The following is a 15,607-nucleotide window of genomic DNA, read 5'->3' on the forward strand; positions in this document are numbered from 1 at the left end:
TTCAGTCCCCTCCTGCTTTGATTGGGACCAGGGATCGAATCCTTTGGGTCACCTCGCGGTGCAGAGCGAGGATTGCATCTTCGGCGATGGCGTTTGTGGGATTGGAGATCGGTGCCAGCACCTGAACTTGGTAGGTCGGTTCGTTGCGATTGAAGAAGGTATCCAAGTTGTTGTCGATGCGGGTGAAGGCGTATGCGGTAAAACCAGAGGCTTCCGGGGGAGGCTGCATCGCGATTCCCGATTGCCGAAACAGACTGAAGGCCAAGAGACTCGATTGCCCCGAGATGTTGGTCAGTTCCGCCAGCACAACCGCTGGCAGTTCGTCATCGCTAGCGAGAACCTCGCGGGATGCCAGCGTCTGGCCTTGTGCTTGATAACATTGAATCAGTTCGTGCCAATGCCAAAAAGGGTAATCGACCGACACATATACTTCGTTTCCGTCGCGTTGGTAGGTCCAAACTGCACTGCGTTCGCCCAAGTAATTCACGACGTCGCGCGTTTGAACCTCAAACGCAGTTTGCGTCCAACCGTCAAGATCCGTCGGTAGATCGGTTGCTGCGAAAGCGATCTCCGATGGCTGGAGATTTCGGCTTGCGATGCGTCCCGTTCCCGCAATGCATGAATAGAGTTGGGAAAGCAGCAGCAGGGCGAAGATCGGACTTAGGATCGCAGCAAAACGATGCTCTCGAAGTCTTGGGGGTGAGGAGGATTCGGAATCGTTGGTGTCCGCAGCGATATTGTTGTGAGGCGAGTTCGCTGGGGTGGAGGGATGCTGCGGCCTGCCCAGTTCCACGACGTGTTCCGATTCATGAAACATCATCAAAAATTGGTCGGTGCAGATCAGCATCGCAACGGCCAGCAGGAACAAGATCAAACCAAACAGCGTGTGTGGTGTTCCCTCGAGCAGGTCGATGTGCCATCGTTCGTTAAACAGCACCAGCGTCGCGACGCGAATGATATTGACTACGCAGGCCCAGAAGACGGCGGCCACCAGCAGCAATATTGCATGGATTGGCGGTCGTCGATTCAGGATCAAGGCGACGGCGGTTAAAGCCGTTAGGGAGAAAAGCGAATTGATTCCGCTGCAAGCTTCCTCGACGAAGTAGCTCTGCGGGCCAGCCCAAATCACATTGCCCAACAACGCGTGATCGATTCGCAGGGCGTCGAGCAACAGGCTGGCGGCTTGCGACGTCCAGGCCTGCAGCGAAAAGATCAGTGTGATATCGAGGTTGCCCGGCAGTCGCACGAGAAACCAGAGAACAAACCACAGGGGCAGGAACTGGGAGATCTTGCCGCCCCGCCGTAGCGTCAGCAGCAAGCTGCCGACAGCAAATACGGCTCCCAGCATTGCCAGATTGGGTGACCAGAAGAAGGTTGCGATCGCCAACAGCACGAGGCTGGTCACCGCAAATCCTCGCTCCCAAAGGGGCGACGTCCAACGCATTGGTCCGGTGCCGCGACAGTTCCAGACCAAATAGGGAAACGCGAGTAAGATCAGCGGGAAATATTGGTAGTGATCGTACCGCCATAAATTGCGGAAATGCAGATAGACCAACGGCGCAAAGCAGAGAAGGATTATCGTTTCGAAGCGATACGACTTAAAAAACTTCGATGCCTGCGACGACAGAGCGGCAAGTTCGGCATCCTGGTTCATCGGAGCGCGTACCATTCAGAAGAGGGCATTGGTGATTGGGATGCTGGCCGTTGGATCCAATCGCGCGAGACCCCTGTTGGTCGTTTGCAAGCGAGAGCCGTTGGCTGGCAGGGCGACGCGTTGGGGTTAGGTTTGCGCCGCCGCCTGACCAATCTCGCTTGTCGCAGACTGATTCTCAAGCCGCAGTTTTCGGCTTGGAGCAGTGGTGGTCTTAGCTCTCGGATCATCGTTGACGATCGATTCAAAATGGGGCTGCAGGTCGACGATCAACTCCAATAAAGTGTCCATCAATTGATAGGTCGCCATTCCGCCGCCGCGACCGACAATTTCCATGCAACCAACCTGTCGTCCATCGACCTCGACGGGGAACCGCATCGTCCATTGTTCTGCGCGGTCGGGCAATCGCGAGCGTTGCCATTCACCGTGAAAGCCTTCGTGCAACCAGGAGACGTTCAGATCCAATTTGATCCGCCACAATTCGTGCTGTTCGGCGTAATCGACCAATGTGGCCCACGCGACGTCCCAGTTTCGAGAGCCTTGTAAGCGGATCGATGTGTGCCGCACAACTCCTTCAGCTTGGTGGCTGCGAGTGAGCAATGAGGTTCCAAAGCTAGCCGATCGGCGGGCCAACAACGAGAGTTCAGCGTGCCCGAACGATTTGGTGAGCACCATTCCGCCGAGCACAAATGCTGTCGCCAGCAACGCATACGCCGGTTCGTTCCAGAGAACGCTGGCGGTTGCACCGCCGACTGGGATCAGGGTCAATATCGCAACGATCAACAGCATCCAACCTTGCCCGTAGCCCTTGGAATCCAGGTAGGCTTTCAGCACGTGGTGCATGTGGGCGCGATCGGCTGCATAAATGCTGCGTCCGGTCAAAACACGCCGCAAGATAGCGATCGACGAATCGAACAATGGCACCGACAAGACCGCAATCGGAATAATGACTGCGATCGCTGTCGATTCTTTTGTGCTTGTCCAGGTCGCCAGCGTACCGACGACCAATCCGATCATCATGCTTCCCGAATCGCCAAGAAAGATCGTCGCGGGGGGCCGGTTAAAGGCCAGGAATGCCAGCAAGCCCCCTGCCAATGCAATCGAAACGGTCCCCTCGATCAATTCGCCACGGGAGAAGGCGATGATTGCAAGGCCACCGCAAATAATCGCTCCCATCGTCGATGCGACCCCATCGGCACCATCGACAAGATTCAATGCATTGATCGCTCCCAGCAGCCAGAGCATTGTCAGTGGCAGCGCGAAGATGCCAAGTTCGATCGGAATGCCAAACAGATCGGCTCGGCTGACAACCGTTCCTTCGCCAACCAGACCGCCCCCCACAAGCATCGCCACGATCATGATTTGGCCGAGCAGCTTTTGGCGACCGCGAAGCGTCAACCAATCATCGATCAGGCCCAACACCACGATCATCATCGTACACAGCAGCAGGGTCGACCAACCGGTGTCGATCTCAACGGTGCGGTTGGTAACCGCTGGCACAAGGACGAACAGGGTTACGAAAATTGCGATCAGCGATGCGGCGAAAACCGCCAAGCCTCCACCCAACGCGATTGCACCGGAGTGTAATTTGCGTGTTGGGTCGGGGCGATCGACTACCCCTATGCGACGGGCAAGCGAGCGTACGACGGGGACCAGCAACAGACCGGCAATCAATGCGATCGTTCCGCAAAGGGAAGCGAGAGTTAACATGAATTGCAAGCGTCCATGGAAGTGAGAATGGAGTGGATGGTTGCCCCTTACTGCTTAGGCTAATCGAAACAGTTAGGCGAGTCACGGAACGAACAGGAAACTCGCGGCAAACCGAGATTCCGCGGGTTCGAAAATGCATACTGTCGACATAATCCTCAGTACCGGCAATGTCGCGTTCTCCGCCAAAGCAAACGAGCCGTGATCCTATCGGAGCCCTCGGGCGCTCGCAATGAACCGCCAATGAATTTCCTCGAAATCCGACTTTTGGTGGCGGCGGATTTGCTGTTGGGATGGTATAGTGGGGGCTGTTGTTTATGGCAGATAATGTAACGTCGCGGGGGATGGGCTGGTAGATGAAACACCGTGTGCGTGGGTTTACGTTGATCGAGTTGCTGGTGGTGATTGCGATCGTCGGGATTCTTGTCGGTCTGCTGTTGCCTGCCGTCCAAGCGGTACGTGAATCGGCGCGGCGAATGAAGTGTCAAAACAATCTCAAGCAATTTGGCCTCGCACTCCATTCCTACCACGATACCCACAATCAATTTCCTTCGGCCTATCTTCGATCGAATCACGCATTCTGGTCCGCTGCAATCCTGCCGTATGTCGAACAAAACAACGTCTATCAGACGCTCGATTTCAACTTGCCTGCCAGTTGGAGAATGATCGGGAATCCCAACGCAATCGCGTTACAAACACGGTTCGACTTGTTTCAATGCCCTTCCGCAAGCAACCGACAGGGGAACGACGACTTCCTTGTCGATCGTGTGCCATCGAACTACATCGCCTGTGGATCGGGGCTTATAACGCGTGAAGCAGGTCCCGATCCCGGCCCACAAAAATTGATGTACCATCAAGATATCGACGGTTTTATCTTCGATCAGAGTCGGACGCGGATCCGCGATATGAAAGATGGCACAACCCAAACGATCGCGGTCAGTGAAGCGGTCAACCTGCCCGAAATCCACGATGTCGATTACTGGGGCCTCGGCTCCTCAGTCGACCACTGGCCGATCGGTTCTCCATCGTTTGGTTCGAATGAGGTCTCTGAGGTGATGGGATCGACGGGGGTTCCAATCAACGTCTCGTTAGATCGAACGACCGAACGGTCTATCGATGAACGTGAACTCTGCTTTTCCAGTCGTCATCGCGGCGGCGTCCAGGCGGTGTTGGTCGATGGACATGTGAAGTTCTTCGCCGAAACGATCGACCCGCAGATCTGGTCGGCGCTTGGGACCCGCAATAACGGCGAAGTGATCCCCGATTCACTGTGATGCTTTAGCTCGAAGGAAGGTGAGCCGAGATCAGGCGTCATTGCGACGCTGGCCTGTCACGCGATCATCTTTCGCTTCGGCCACCTGGACTTTGATCAGCTGCTTTTCCAGGTTCGCATCGGCGCTGTGGAATTCGACCGGTGCGTACCGGCACGATGTGCCGCGATGAACGTAATGAGGCGTCCCCGCCGCTAGATCGACGATCGGTTGCGATCCCTCGACCAGCACGTCGAGCTCGCGCCCAACGAGGCTGCGGTAATAATCGGCTCGCAGTTCCGCCTCCAGAGCCAACAGCCGATCGACCCGCTCCTGTTTGACCTGTTTGTCGATTTGGTCGGCGTATTCAGCCGCGGGAGTTCCCCGTCGCGGGCTGTAGGGGAAGACGTGGATCTTCGAAAAGCCTGCCTCGCGGCTGGTCTGGCACGTCTGCTGGAAATGCTCTTCGGTTTCGCCCGGGAAGCCGACGATCACGTCGGTCGTCAGCGCGGGGTGGTCCAGTGCGTCGCGCAACATCTGGCAGCGGTCCAAGAACATCCGCGTGCTCCAGCGGCGTCGCATCGCTCGCAGGATCGTGTCGCTGCCACTCTGAAGGCACAGATGCAGATGGGGTGCGATCCGCGTCGGGTAGCTCTGCATGATCTCGATCAGCTCGCGCGTCACCTCGGTCGCCTCGATACTACTCAACCGGATCCGGAACTCGCCCGGCAATTCGGCCAATCGCTGGACCAAGTGAGCCAGGCGAATCCATTTCTCTTTCGGTTGCTGGCGATTCCAGTCGACGCCGTAGTGGCCCAAGTGGATTCCAGTCAGCACGACTTCGCGGAATCCGCCGGCGACCAGACGCTCCACTTCCTCGACGATATGCTCCATCGGGCGGCTCGTCAGTTCGGGCCGGACCTGGGGGATGATGCAATAACTGCATCGCAACAGGCAACCGTCTTGCACTTTGACATACGCTCGCTTGCGGCCGCTGTGGCCATCCAGTCCGGTCGGCAGATCGATCACGCCAAACCGCGTCAGCAGATCGGGCAGCTCTCGCTTGTCGGTAACGACTTCAGACACTCCCGGCAGTGCGAGGACCTCTTCGGGAGCCCGCGTGGCGTAACATCCCATCACGACGATTCGAGCGTCGGGATTCTGCCGCGCCATCCGACGAATGATCTGCCGGCTCTTCGTGTCCCCTTCGGCGGTGACCGTGCAGGTGTTTACCACGCACACGTCGGCCGCTTCGTCTTTGTCCGCATCGCGATAACCGGCGCGTTGCAGCCCCTGCCGCACGAGTTCGGTTTCGTATTGGTTGACTTTACAGCCGAGCGTATGGGTTTTGAGCTTTGCAGACATGGTGCCAGTGTGCCACGGTCGTCGCGGCTCGTAAAGATGCACCGCCGCGATCGAGAGTCTTTGAAAAGAGGGGATCGCCCAATCGCGAAACAAGAGAGCCTCCGAAGCAGTCCGGAGGACGAAGAGAGGGGCGATTATTCGCCGGGAACCGGTTCGATCGTCGCCGACATGCTCCCTTGGCAGCGAGCGATCAGCGAATCCTTGCCAAACGCGTGGATCTGATCGCGTTTCAGTTCGGCGTGTTCGCGGGTCGTCGTCAAACAGATCGCTCGCCCGCTGCGATCGACCTCTTTGGCGACTTGAAAGCCTTTTTCGATCGGATAGCGAAACAGCTCTTTCATCATCATCATTACGTATTCATACGAATGATCGTCGTCATTCCATAGGATGACGTTGTAACGCGGCTGCCGTTTTGGCTTGGGTCGCGTTCCCTGTTGTTCTACTTCAGGTATCGCCGCTGCGGCGCTTTTGCTTGTCATGGCTCGTCATTGCTCCTGCGTGAGCCTGTAAAACAAGACCCGGCGTTTCGGGTCTCGGAAACATCGATATATTGTAGCGATTGAGAAGTCGCCCAACACCATAATTTCGCCATCGTGTCGCTTTCGCCGCACGCTCGGCGAGCGCACAAAACGGACAGCCCCTGCAATGGCTAAAGACCTAGACACTATTTTGCACTCTCGCGAAGCCGATTTTCAATCCGATTTGATCGATTGGTTGAAAATTCCCAGTATCAGCTCCGATTCGCGGCATACCCAAGATGTCCACGCCGCAGCCGACTGGGTTGTCGAGAAGTTCCGCTCGCTGGATCTCGAGGTCGAGTTGATCCCGACCCAGGGGCATCCGTTGGTCTACGCCCAGACGCCGCCGGTGCCGGGCGCTCCCGTCGTCCTGGTCTACGGACATTATGATGTTCAGCCGGTGGAGCCGCTGGACAAGTGGGTGACCGGCCCGTTTGAACCCGATGTTCGCGACGGCAACATCTACGCTCGGGGGGCTACCGATGACAAGGGGCAGGTGCTGACGCATATTCAAAGCCTGGCCGCCTGGCGTGAAACCGGCCAGCCGCTGCCGCTGCAGATCAAATATCTGATCGAAGGCGAAGAGGAAGTTGGCAGCGAGAACCTGCAACAATTCCTCAAGACTGAATCGGAACGTTTGGCTTGCGACGTCGTTGTGATCAGCGATAACAGCCAGCTCGGCGACGGCAAGCCTGCGATCACCTACGGCCTTCGCGGGATCATCGCTTTCGAATTGCACGTCGATGGTCCTGCCAGAGACCTGCATTCGGGATCCTTCGGCGGCGCGTTAGCCAACCCGGCCAATGTTCTGTGCCGGATGATGTCCGAATTGATCGATGCCGAAGGAAAGATTCAGATCCCCGGCTTTTACGATGACGTCCGCGAACTGTCCGATGCTGAGCGAGCCCAATTGGCGAAGCTGCCGTTTGACGAGACCCGGTTTGCCAAACAAGTCGGCGTCGACGCCCTGGTGGGCGAGCCCGGCTTCACGACGAACGAGCGGCGTTGGGCTCGGCCGACTCTCGACATCAACGGTTTGACCTCCGGGCATCAAGGCGAAGGTGGCAAGACGATCGTCCCTTCGACAGCGTCGGTCAAATTCACCTGCCGCTTGGTCCCCGACCAAAACCCCGACAAGATCGCAGAGGTCGTCAAAGAACGGATCGCCGCGATCTGTCCTTCCGGCGTGCGGCACCGCTTGGAAATCGGACACGGTGGCGGCGGCATGCTGGCCAGCATCGACAGTCCTTATATGGCGGCAGCTCAACAGGCGATCGAACGATCCTTTGGCGTGACGCCGTTTTTGATTCGCGAAGGGGGTTCGATTCCGATCGTCGCCGAATTCCAAGAGCAGTTGGGGGCTGAATGCCTATTGTTGGGCTGGGGATTGGACGATGACAACGCACATAGCCCGAACGAAAAGTTTTGTTTAGCCGATTTTCATCGCGGTATCCGCGCCAGTGCGTACCTCTGGGAAGAACTGGCTGCGAAGTCGTAACCCAATAAATTCCCGGCCGATAGCCGCGGATTTGCCGCCGCCAGCAGGCTTCAATTGAGAGCGGCCGCGATGCCGCGGCCCCCTCTTCCACGATCACACTTCATTCCATCTACCCGAATACGACAGATGCTAGACCGCAAATTTATTGTCGAACACGCCGATCAGGTTCAAGCCAATTGCGAGCGCCGCGGCGTCAGTTGCGAGGTTCAGCGGATCGTATCGCTGGAAGCTCAACGCAAGACGTTGCTGACCGATTCGCAAGAGTTCAATCGCTTGGCGAATGAAGTGAGCAAGAAGATCAAATCGGCGAAGGACAACGACGAGCGTCAGCAGTTCATCGCCGAGGGGCGTGACTTGCGTCAGAAGAAGGACGCGGCGCAGAAGCAGCACGACGAGATCGATGCCGAAGTCCTCGCGCTGATCTCGGCGATTCCGAACATGACTCACCCCGATGTTCCCAGCGGTGGCGAAGAGGATGCGAAGGAAGTCGGCTTTGGCAAGACGGCGGTCCGCACGTTCGACTTTGCCGTCAAGGATCACCTGGAACTCGCCCAACCGCTGGACCTTGTCGATTTCGAAGCGGGCGCACGCGTGACCGGTTCGGGATTCTACTTCCTCAAAAACGATGCGGTCCTGTTGGATCTGGCGTTGCAGCAATTTGCCATTCGCCATCTGATGGCCAAGGGCTTCATCCCGGTCACCACCCCCGACCTTGCGACCACCTCGGTTCTGCAGGGAATCGGCTTCACGCCGCGTGGTCCCGAGACGCAGATCTACAGCATCGAAAATTCGGATCTGCACCTGGTTGGCACCGCCGAGATCACGCTGGGCGGGATGTACGCCGACCAGACGGTCGATCTCGAAGAATTGCCGATCAAGCTGTGTGGGCTGAGTCACTGTTTCCGCACCGAAGCGGGAGCCGCGGGGCGTGCGTCGCGAGGGCTGTATCGCGTCCATCAGTTCACCAAAGTCGAGATGTTTGCGTTCACCAGCCCCGAGCAGAGCGATGCGATGCACGAGGAACTGCGTCAGACCGAATGTGAGCTCTTCGACGCGTTGGAGGTTCCCTACCGCATTGTCGACACCGCCAGTGGCGATCTCGGTGGACCGGCTTACCGCAAATACGATCTCGAAGCCTGGATGCCCGGTCGCGGCGAAGCGGGTGAATGGGGCGAAGTCACAAGCACAAGTAACTGTACCGACTATCAAGCCCGCCGCTTGAACGTGCGTTACAAAACCAAAGGCGAAAAGGGAACGAACTTCGTTCACACGCTCAACGGGACAGCGTTTGCAACGGGCCGGGCGATGATTGCGATCATCGAAAACAACCAACAGGCCGACGGATCGATCGCGGTTCCCAAAGCCCTGCAGCCTTGGGTCGGCAAAGAAAAGATCGGCTAGCCGATCGATCGCCCCACGCATGAAAGAGATCGCTTAACGGCAATGCCGTTCAACGAAGGAGCCTCGGACCGTCGAAAGAATTGGCGGCGGGATGTAGTGGACGAGGTTACGAGTCCCAGCGATTTGGCCTGATGCAAAAGGACTCGTAACCTCGTCCACTACGCTTCATTGAACGGTATTGCGTTTAACCACGTGGGCATCGTTTTTCTCGTCGCCCTCGATTTCGTTTAACCGCGTGGGCGTCGTCTCGCTCGCCGCCCTCGATATCGTTTAACCGCGTGGGCAACGCCCCGCGCGCGGCCCGTTGGGCACACGGTTGAACCACTGCCTGTGCCGGTGGATTGGTGCATGCATAACAACTGGAAGCACCCGCTACATTCTCCTTCCTCTTTTTTCTCTGCTGACGCTCTTGAATACTCCAGTTTCCGTTCTGAAGAAGTTTTTTGGTTATTCGGAGTTTCGCGCCAAGCAGGCTCAGATTGTCGACCACGTGCTGTCCGGTCAGCATGCGTTGGTGATCATGCCGACCGGCATGGGCAAATCGCTCTGCTTCCAGATCCCGGCGCTCATGCTGGCCGCCGAATCAAGGGATGCAAAGTCCAAGCGGCGGCCGCTGACACTGGTGATGTCCCCCTTGATCGCGCTGATGAAAGATCAAGTCGACACGTTGGTTCGACGGGATATCTCGGCGACGTTTGTCAATTCGTCGTTGGATCGCAAGGAGCGGAACAAGCGTTACAAGGAGATCGGCGAGGGGAAATACGATCTTCTGTACGTGACGCCCGAGCGATTTCGTAAAGCCGATTTTCTAGAGCAGTTGTCGCGTCGAGAGATCCCGTTGCTGGCCGTCGACGAAGCGCATTGCATCAGCCAGTGGGGACACGACTTCCGGCCCGACTACACGCGGTTGGAAGAGATCCGCCAGACGCTCGGTAATCCCACAACGATCGCTTTGACCGCCACGGCGACTCCGCAAGTGCAGGCTGATATCGTTGCCCAGCTTGGGTTGCAACCGCACGAATCGCGGACGTTCCACGAGGGAATCGATCGCCCCAACCTTTCGTTGAAGGTGCTCGATGTCTGGGGCGAAGACGAGAAGCTGCAACAGATGCTGCGGATCCGCAAGGAAGCCGAGGGCAGCGGGATCGTCTACTTCACGTTGATCAAGACGCTGGAACAGTTCAGCGACCGCCTGTTGTCGCGCGGCGTTCCGCATCTTGTCTATCACGGTGATCTTCCGCGTCACGAGCGTCGCCGCGTGCAAGACGAATTCATGTTGCAGCCCGATTGGATGGTCTTGGCGACCAATGCGTTTGGGATGGGCATCGACAAAGAGGACATTCGGTATGTGGTCCACGCCGATGTGCCTGGATCGATGGAGTCGTATTACCAAGAGATCGGACGGGCAGGTCGTGATGGTCTTCCGTCGCAGTGTACGCTCCTGTACGAGGAAGCGGATCTGGCAACGCAGATGGAATTCATCGGCTGGAGCAATCCGTCGGCGGAGTACTACCGCCGCGTTTACGATTTCCTGAAGCACGACGCCGAGCAGATCCAGGCTTACGGCATCGAATGGCTCCGCGATCAACTGACGCGGAAAGACAAGCACGACCATCGGCTCGATACCGCGCTGTCGATGTTGCACCGGTGGGGAGCGATCGAGGGATCGCTGCGGCCGCTAAAAGCCCGCGTGACCGGACCGATGCCGCCGCAATTGTCCGACCAGGATCAACTGGACGAAAAATTGCGTCGCGACCAGCAAAAACTGTACGCGTTGGTCCAATACGTGAAGCACGAAGGGGACCGCAAAGATTTCTTGAACGAGTACTTTGGCGTCGCGGAATCCCAAACGGGTGCCTGAATTCGGCTACAATCGCAGGCGACAGCGCGACCTTCGCTGATTTCCGATTATCATGAAACCTCGGCAGCACGCGGCAATATCCGTTGCGCGGCTGCCGCAGATATCCTCCCGCCTCCCATCCGACAGCTTCTTCCGATGCATCATCCTTTGACCTCTAAGGCCCGTGTTTTCCTTTGCGCGATCAGCTTGTTGGTTGCTCACCCCGCGATCGCTCAAGACGACGACCTGTTCGACGACTTCCCCAAGCCGGGACTGATCGGAACCTATCGCGATGCCGATGGGCACACCGCGGTTCGCGTCGATTCGGGCCTCACCTTCGATTGGGCCGATGCCGCTCCCGATCCGCGGATCGATGCCAACAAATTTTCAGTGGTCTGGCAGGGGCAGCTCTTGGTTCGCACCGCCGGCACCTATCGCTTCGCCTCCGATTCGATCGGCCAAGTAAAGTTCGAAGTCGACGACGAGGTGCTGTTGGACTGTCAGTCGCCGCAGCGCGATTGGATCGCCGGTGAAGCGTTCCCGTTGCGAGCCGGGATGCACGACTTGACGATCCGCTTTCAAAAAACGTCGGATGCCGCGGCGATGCGTCTGTTTTGGTCGAGCGATTCGTTTTCGTGGGAGCCGATCAATCCGGCCAACACGCTGCATGAGATCGAAGACGAACCCGAAGATGGCTTTGCTCGTGGGAACGCGTTGGCCGAAGCGTTCCGCTGCGCCGCGTGCCATGAGATCGGTGGTGCTTCACCGCCGTTGGACGCTCCGTCGCTCGATCGCTTGACCGGCAATCTGCACCCGTCGTGGGTCGTCGATCGGCTGATGCAGTCGACCTCCGACGCCGATGCGTCGACCAAGATGCCTCACTTCGCAATGACTGAAAAGCAGAGCCAAGCGGTTGCGGCTTATCTGTTTGGATTGTCTAAGGGCCAGTCGCCGAAGAAGCTGGCAGCGGTGAAGCAGCCCAAGCCGAAGCGAGGCCAAAAGCTGAAGAAACCGGTCGAGCGTGGGCACGACCTTTTTGTCGGCATGGGCTGTCTGGCCTGCCACGAAAAGGGAGGCCTGGGGATACAGGATTTGCTGGGGGGCGGATCGCTTGAAAAGGTCTCCGAGAAGCGACCTCAAGACTACTTTGCCCGTTGGCTGCTCAACCCCGCAGCGATCAACGCTCATCATCGCATGCCGCGATTTGAGCTGTCCGCATTGGAAGCTTCGGATTTGGCGACCTATCTGCAGCAGGACGCCGCAAAAAGCGATGACGCTGTCCAGCCGAAGTGGCTTGGCGATCCGGCGCTGATCGAAATGGGACGCCAGTTGGTTAAGCAGAATCGTTGCGCGTCGTGCCATGAGATCGAAGAATCGCTGCGTCCCGCTCCGTCATTGGCCAAGATCGCTTTGACTTCGCAAAGCGATTGGTCGCAGGCGTGCGTCGGTTCGACCGGAGCCGATCGCCCGCACTACGCCTTGGACGACGACGACCAACAGGCGATCAAAGCTGCTGTCGACGCGGTCTTGCCGGATGCGGAAGTCCATTTCAGTGGAGCCGATGTGTTGCGACGCAGCAATTGTTTGGCTTGTCATCCTCGCAACCTGGCCACAGGAAATGCGAAGCTCGCCTTTGCGATCGCCTCTGAAAACTCGGACGCCTTCGAACATGCCGCCGTGCTGACGCCGCCGTCGCTGAACAGCATCGGCGACAAATTGAAAGACGCTTCGCTGCAGCAAGCCGTTCGCGGCGAAGCTCCCAAGCGACGCCCGTGGTTGCAGGTGCGGATGCCGAAGTTCCGGTTTAACGCGGACGAAGCCGATCGATTGGCCGATTGGTTCATCGCTCAAGACCGAATCCCTGCTCATGGCCAAGCCGAGCAACCGGCGCAGCTGAGCGAATCGGCACTGCTCGCCGTCGGGCCGCGTCTGGTTACCAGCAACGGTTTCGGATGTGTCAGTTGTCACAGTATCGGCGATGTTTCCCCGGCCAAGGCGCCTGTCAATTCGCGTGGTCCGAATCTGGCGGGGCTGGGCAAAGATGTTCGCAAGGAGTGGTTCGACCGCTGGGTTGCCGATCCGTTACGCGTGGTTCCACGCGTCGAAATGCCGGCGATCAAGGTGCCGGTCGACGGCGTGCTGCACGACAACTTGGATCAACAGATCGGTGCCGTTTGGCAGGTCTTGAATCTCGAAGGCTTTCGCCCGCCGCGTCCCGACGCGGTTCGAGTGGTCCGCCACAGTGGAAACGATCTCAGCGACGACACCCACGTTTTGACCGACGTGTTGCGAGTCGACGAGACACAATACATCAAACCGTTTCTGATTGGGTTACCCAATCGACACAACATCTTGTTTGACCTGGCGGAAGCTCGGCTGACCGGTTGGTGGATGGGCGATACCGCATCGCAATATACCGAAGGCAAAGCGTGGCACTGGGAAGCGGGGGGCGTGAACTTGATCGACGCTCCAACATCCGATGCCGATTTTGCTCTGGTCTCCAAGACCTCGGGCGAGGTGCTGATGCCGATTCGCGAGCGGCAATTTATCACCGAGCCCGACGTGTGGCGTCAGACCGCTGATGGATTGCAATTCGAGTACCGCTTAAAGTTTCAAGCTTCCGACGATGTCGAGATCGTGGTCCCGGTCGAAGAGTTGTATTCGGTAGTCGCTGGAGAAAACGGAGCTTCGGGCTGGAGCCGACGAGTGGTTTCCGGCGAGGTCCCCGCGGACTGGACGCTACGGTTCCGCGCCGCAGGCGACGAGTTTCAGCTCGCCGGCGATGGGAATTTGCGAGCGAAAGACAAAACCAAGCTGTACGTTGCTGCGGGGAATGAAGCGACAAAATTTGATCCGACAGGCAAGTTGTTGCTGCAGTCGAACCAGCCGGTTCAATTGAACTACCTCGCAGAACTGCCAGTCGATCGCTTGCCGAAGTTCGACGCGACGGATGACGATCTGCAATCGATCGCGCTGGATGTGGTGCCAGGATTTAAGTCGGTCCAGTTGCCGCTGTCGCACGAGATCATGCCTGTGGCGATGGCGTGGCGCGATCCGCAAACAATGTTCATCGCCGATCTCAAGGGACGTGTCTTCCGCGGCGAGGATACCGATGGCGATCAGATCCCCGATCGCGTGACGCAGTACAGCGACGAACTGGCCGCGCCGTTTGGCATTAACGCTGGCGAAGACTACGTCGATGTGATCACGAAATATGCGTTGCTGCGTCTGTTCGACGACGGCCGCGTGGAGAATCTGGTAAGCGGATGGGGACACACCGCCGACTATCACGATTGGGCCACCGGGTTGCCTCAAGATGCCGACGGCAGTTATTACGTCGCTCTGGCATGTCAGCAGGATACGCGGACTCAGCCGGCTGCTTATCTGCGAGGGACTGTGTTGCGGTTGAATCCACGGCGGCCGAGTGCCGCCAATCCGCAGCATTTCGATATCGAAGTGCTCAGCGGCGGGCATCGCTTCCCGATCGGAATCGCCCGGAACCGTGGAGGCGATCTGTTTGTGACCGACAACCAGGGCAACTACAACCCGTTTAATGAACTCAATCATGTAATGAAGGGGCATCGTTACGGATTCATCAACCGGCTGGAACGCAAGGACGGATTTAATCCGCCGCTGACCGCACCGGCGATCGACATCCCACATCCTTGGACTCGCAGCGTCAACGGGATCTGTTTCCTTGAGTCGCCTGAGGAGTTGGGCAGCGATGCGTTTGGGCCCTTCGAAGGGCATCTGGTTGGATGCGAATACGATACGCGGCGGCTGGTTCGCATGAGCCTTGAGAAGGTGGGCGATACGATTCAGGGAGCGGCTTATCCGTTCAGCTACGATCAACCGCCGACCGGCCCGGCGATGTTGGGTCCCATTTCCGCAGCGGTCTCGCCCGACGGAGCGTTGGTGATCGGCAATATCCGCGACAGCGGTTGGGGAGCGGGTCAGAACACGGGAAGCGTCGTGCGGATGGAGCTCGTCGAATCGGAACTGCCCGCGGGGATCCGAGAAGTGCGAGCGACACCAACAGGGTTTATCGTCGAGTTTACCGGGGAGGTCGCTGCGAATGCGGCAGCCGATTCGGACAACTACGCAGTCCAATCCTACACGCGAGAATCGACGCCCGCGTACGGTGGCGACGACAAAAACAACCGCTCCGAAACCGTGGCCTCGGTCGTTTACGATCCGGACAAGCGAACCGCAGTCATCGAACTGGCCAATCCGCTGCGTCCCGATTACGTCTACGAATTCAATCTGAAGTCGATGGCAAAGTCAGACTCAGCGGCCTTCTTCCCCGACCGCGCGTTCTACACGCTGCGAACCGTTCCGAAATAGGATCGGTCGCATGTTTTGACTCCGGAGGAGTTC

Annotated in this window: 9 protein-coding genes; 5 read left to right on the forward strand and 4 right to left on the reverse strand. The window is 57.9% G+C overall.

Features of this window, described 5'->3' with window-relative positions; translation table 11 throughout:
* Position 1 precedes the first annotated feature (1 nt).
* Positions 2–1,654, reverse strand: a complete 1,653-nt coding sequence (gene xrtU / locus EC9_RS03415) for an exosortase U (RefSeq protein ID WP_218934561.1) — start codon at positions 1,652–1,654, stop codon at positions 2–4.
* A 126-nt stretch (positions 1,655–1,780) separates the two neighbouring features.
* A complete protein-coding gene (locus EC9_RS03420) occupies positions 1,781–3,361 on the reverse strand; it encodes an MraY family glycosyltransferase (protein ID WP_145342384.1) in 1,581 nt (526 codons plus the stop codon).
* A 353-nt stretch (positions 3,362–3,714) separates the two neighbouring features.
* Here EC9_RS03420 and EC9_RS03425 point away from each other — a divergent pair, with 353 nt between their 5' ends.
* Positions 3,715–4,632 (forward strand): DUF1559 domain-containing protein, encoded by a 918-nt coding sequence (locus tag EC9_RS03425; protein WP_145348983.1) that lies wholly within the window; start codon positions 3,715–3,717, stop codon positions 4,630–4,632.
* A gap of 30 nt (positions 4,633–4,662) precedes the next feature.
* Here the strand turns inward: EC9_RS03425 and mtaB are convergent, their stop codons facing one another.
* Both mtaB and EC9_RS03435 read right to left on the reverse strand, forming a co-directional pair.
* Positions 4,663–5,973 (reverse strand): tRNA (N(6)-L-threonylcarbamoyladenosine(37)-C(2))-methylthiotransferase MtaB, encoded by a 1,311-nt coding sequence (gene mtaB / locus EC9_RS03430; protein WP_145342386.1) that lies wholly within the window; start codon positions 5,971–5,973, stop codon positions 4,663–4,665.
* Between the two features lie 134 nt (positions 5,974–6,107).
* Complete coding sequence (locus EC9_RS03435) at positions 6,108–6,452, reverse strand: ATP-dependent Clp protease adaptor ClpS (RefSeq protein WP_145091509.1); 345 nt, start codon at positions 6,450–6,452, stop codon at positions 6,108–6,110.
* Positions 6,453–6,618: 166 nt separating this feature from the next.
* Between EC9_RS03435 and EC9_RS03440 the strand changes: the two genes are divergently transcribed.
* The 4 genes from EC9_RS03440 to EC9_RS03455 all read left to right on the forward strand — a co-directional run bounded on the left by EC9_RS03440 (position 6,619) and on the right by EC9_RS03455 (position 15,574).
* Complete coding sequence (locus EC9_RS03440; RefSeq protein ID WP_145342388.1) at positions 6,619–7,989, forward strand: dipeptidase; 1,371 nt, start codon at positions 6,619–6,621, stop codon at positions 7,987–7,989.
* A 126-nt stretch (positions 7,990–8,115) separates the two neighbouring features.
* Positions 8,116–9,390 (forward strand): serine--tRNA ligase, encoded by a 1,275-nt coding sequence (serS, locus tag EC9_RS03445; protein ID WP_145342390.1) that lies wholly within the window; start codon positions 8,116–8,118, stop codon positions 9,388–9,390.
* 409 nt (positions 9,391–9,799) lie between these two features.
* Entirely contained in the window at positions 9,800–11,251 is a 1,452-nt protein-coding gene (locus EC9_RS03450) for a RecQ family ATP-dependent DNA helicase (protein WP_145342392.1), read from the forward strand.
* A gap of 135 nt (positions 11,252–11,386) precedes the next feature.
* Positions 11,387–15,574, forward strand: coding sequence for a c-type cytochrome (locus EC9_RS03455; protein WP_145342394.1), 4,188 nt, complete (start codon positions 11,387–11,389; stop codon positions 15,572–15,574).
* The last annotated feature ends 33 nt before the right edge of the window (positions 15,575–15,607 follow it).

Source organism: Rosistilla ulvae (assembly GCF_007741475.1).
Taxonomy (GTDB): Bacteria; Planctomycetota; Planctomycetia; order Pirellulales; family Pirellulaceae; genus Rosistilla; species Rosistilla ulvae.

What these genes read in the sequence shown, in the direction of transcription:
- mtaB (WP_145342386.1), bottom strand. Translation starts at nt 5,973, where the DNA reads ATGTCTGCAAAGCTCAAAACCCATACGCTCGGCTGTAAAGTCAACCAA.
- EC9_RS03440 (WP_145342388.1), top strand. Translation starts at nt 6,619, where the DNA reads ATGGCTAAAGACCTAGACACTATTTTGCACTCTCGCGAAGCCGATTTT.
- EC9_RS03420 (WP_145342384.1), bottom strand. Translation starts at nt 3,361, where the DNA reads ATGTTAACTCTCGCTTCCCTTTGCGGAACGATCGCATTGATTGCCGGT.
- xrtU (WP_218934561.1), bottom strand. Translation starts at nt 1,654, where the DNA reads ATGAACCAGGATGCCGAACTTGCCGCTCTGTCGTCGCAGGCATCGAAG.
- EC9_RS03435 (WP_145091509.1), bottom strand. Translation starts at nt 6,452, where the DNA reads ATGACAAGCAAAAGCGCCGCAGCGGCGATACCTGAAGTAGAACAACAG.
- EC9_RS03425 (WP_145348983.1), top strand. Translation starts at nt 3,715, where the DNA reads ATGAAACACCGTGTGCGTGGGTTTACGTTGATCGAGTTGCTGGTGGTG.
- serS (WP_145342390.1), top strand. Translation starts at nt 8,116, where the DNA reads ATGCTAGACCGCAAATTTATTGTCGAACACGCCGATCAGGTTCAAGCC.
- EC9_RS03455 (WP_145342394.1), top strand. Translation starts at nt 11,387, where the DNA reads ATGCATCATCCTTTGACCTCTAAGGCCCGTGTTTTCCTTTGCGCGATC.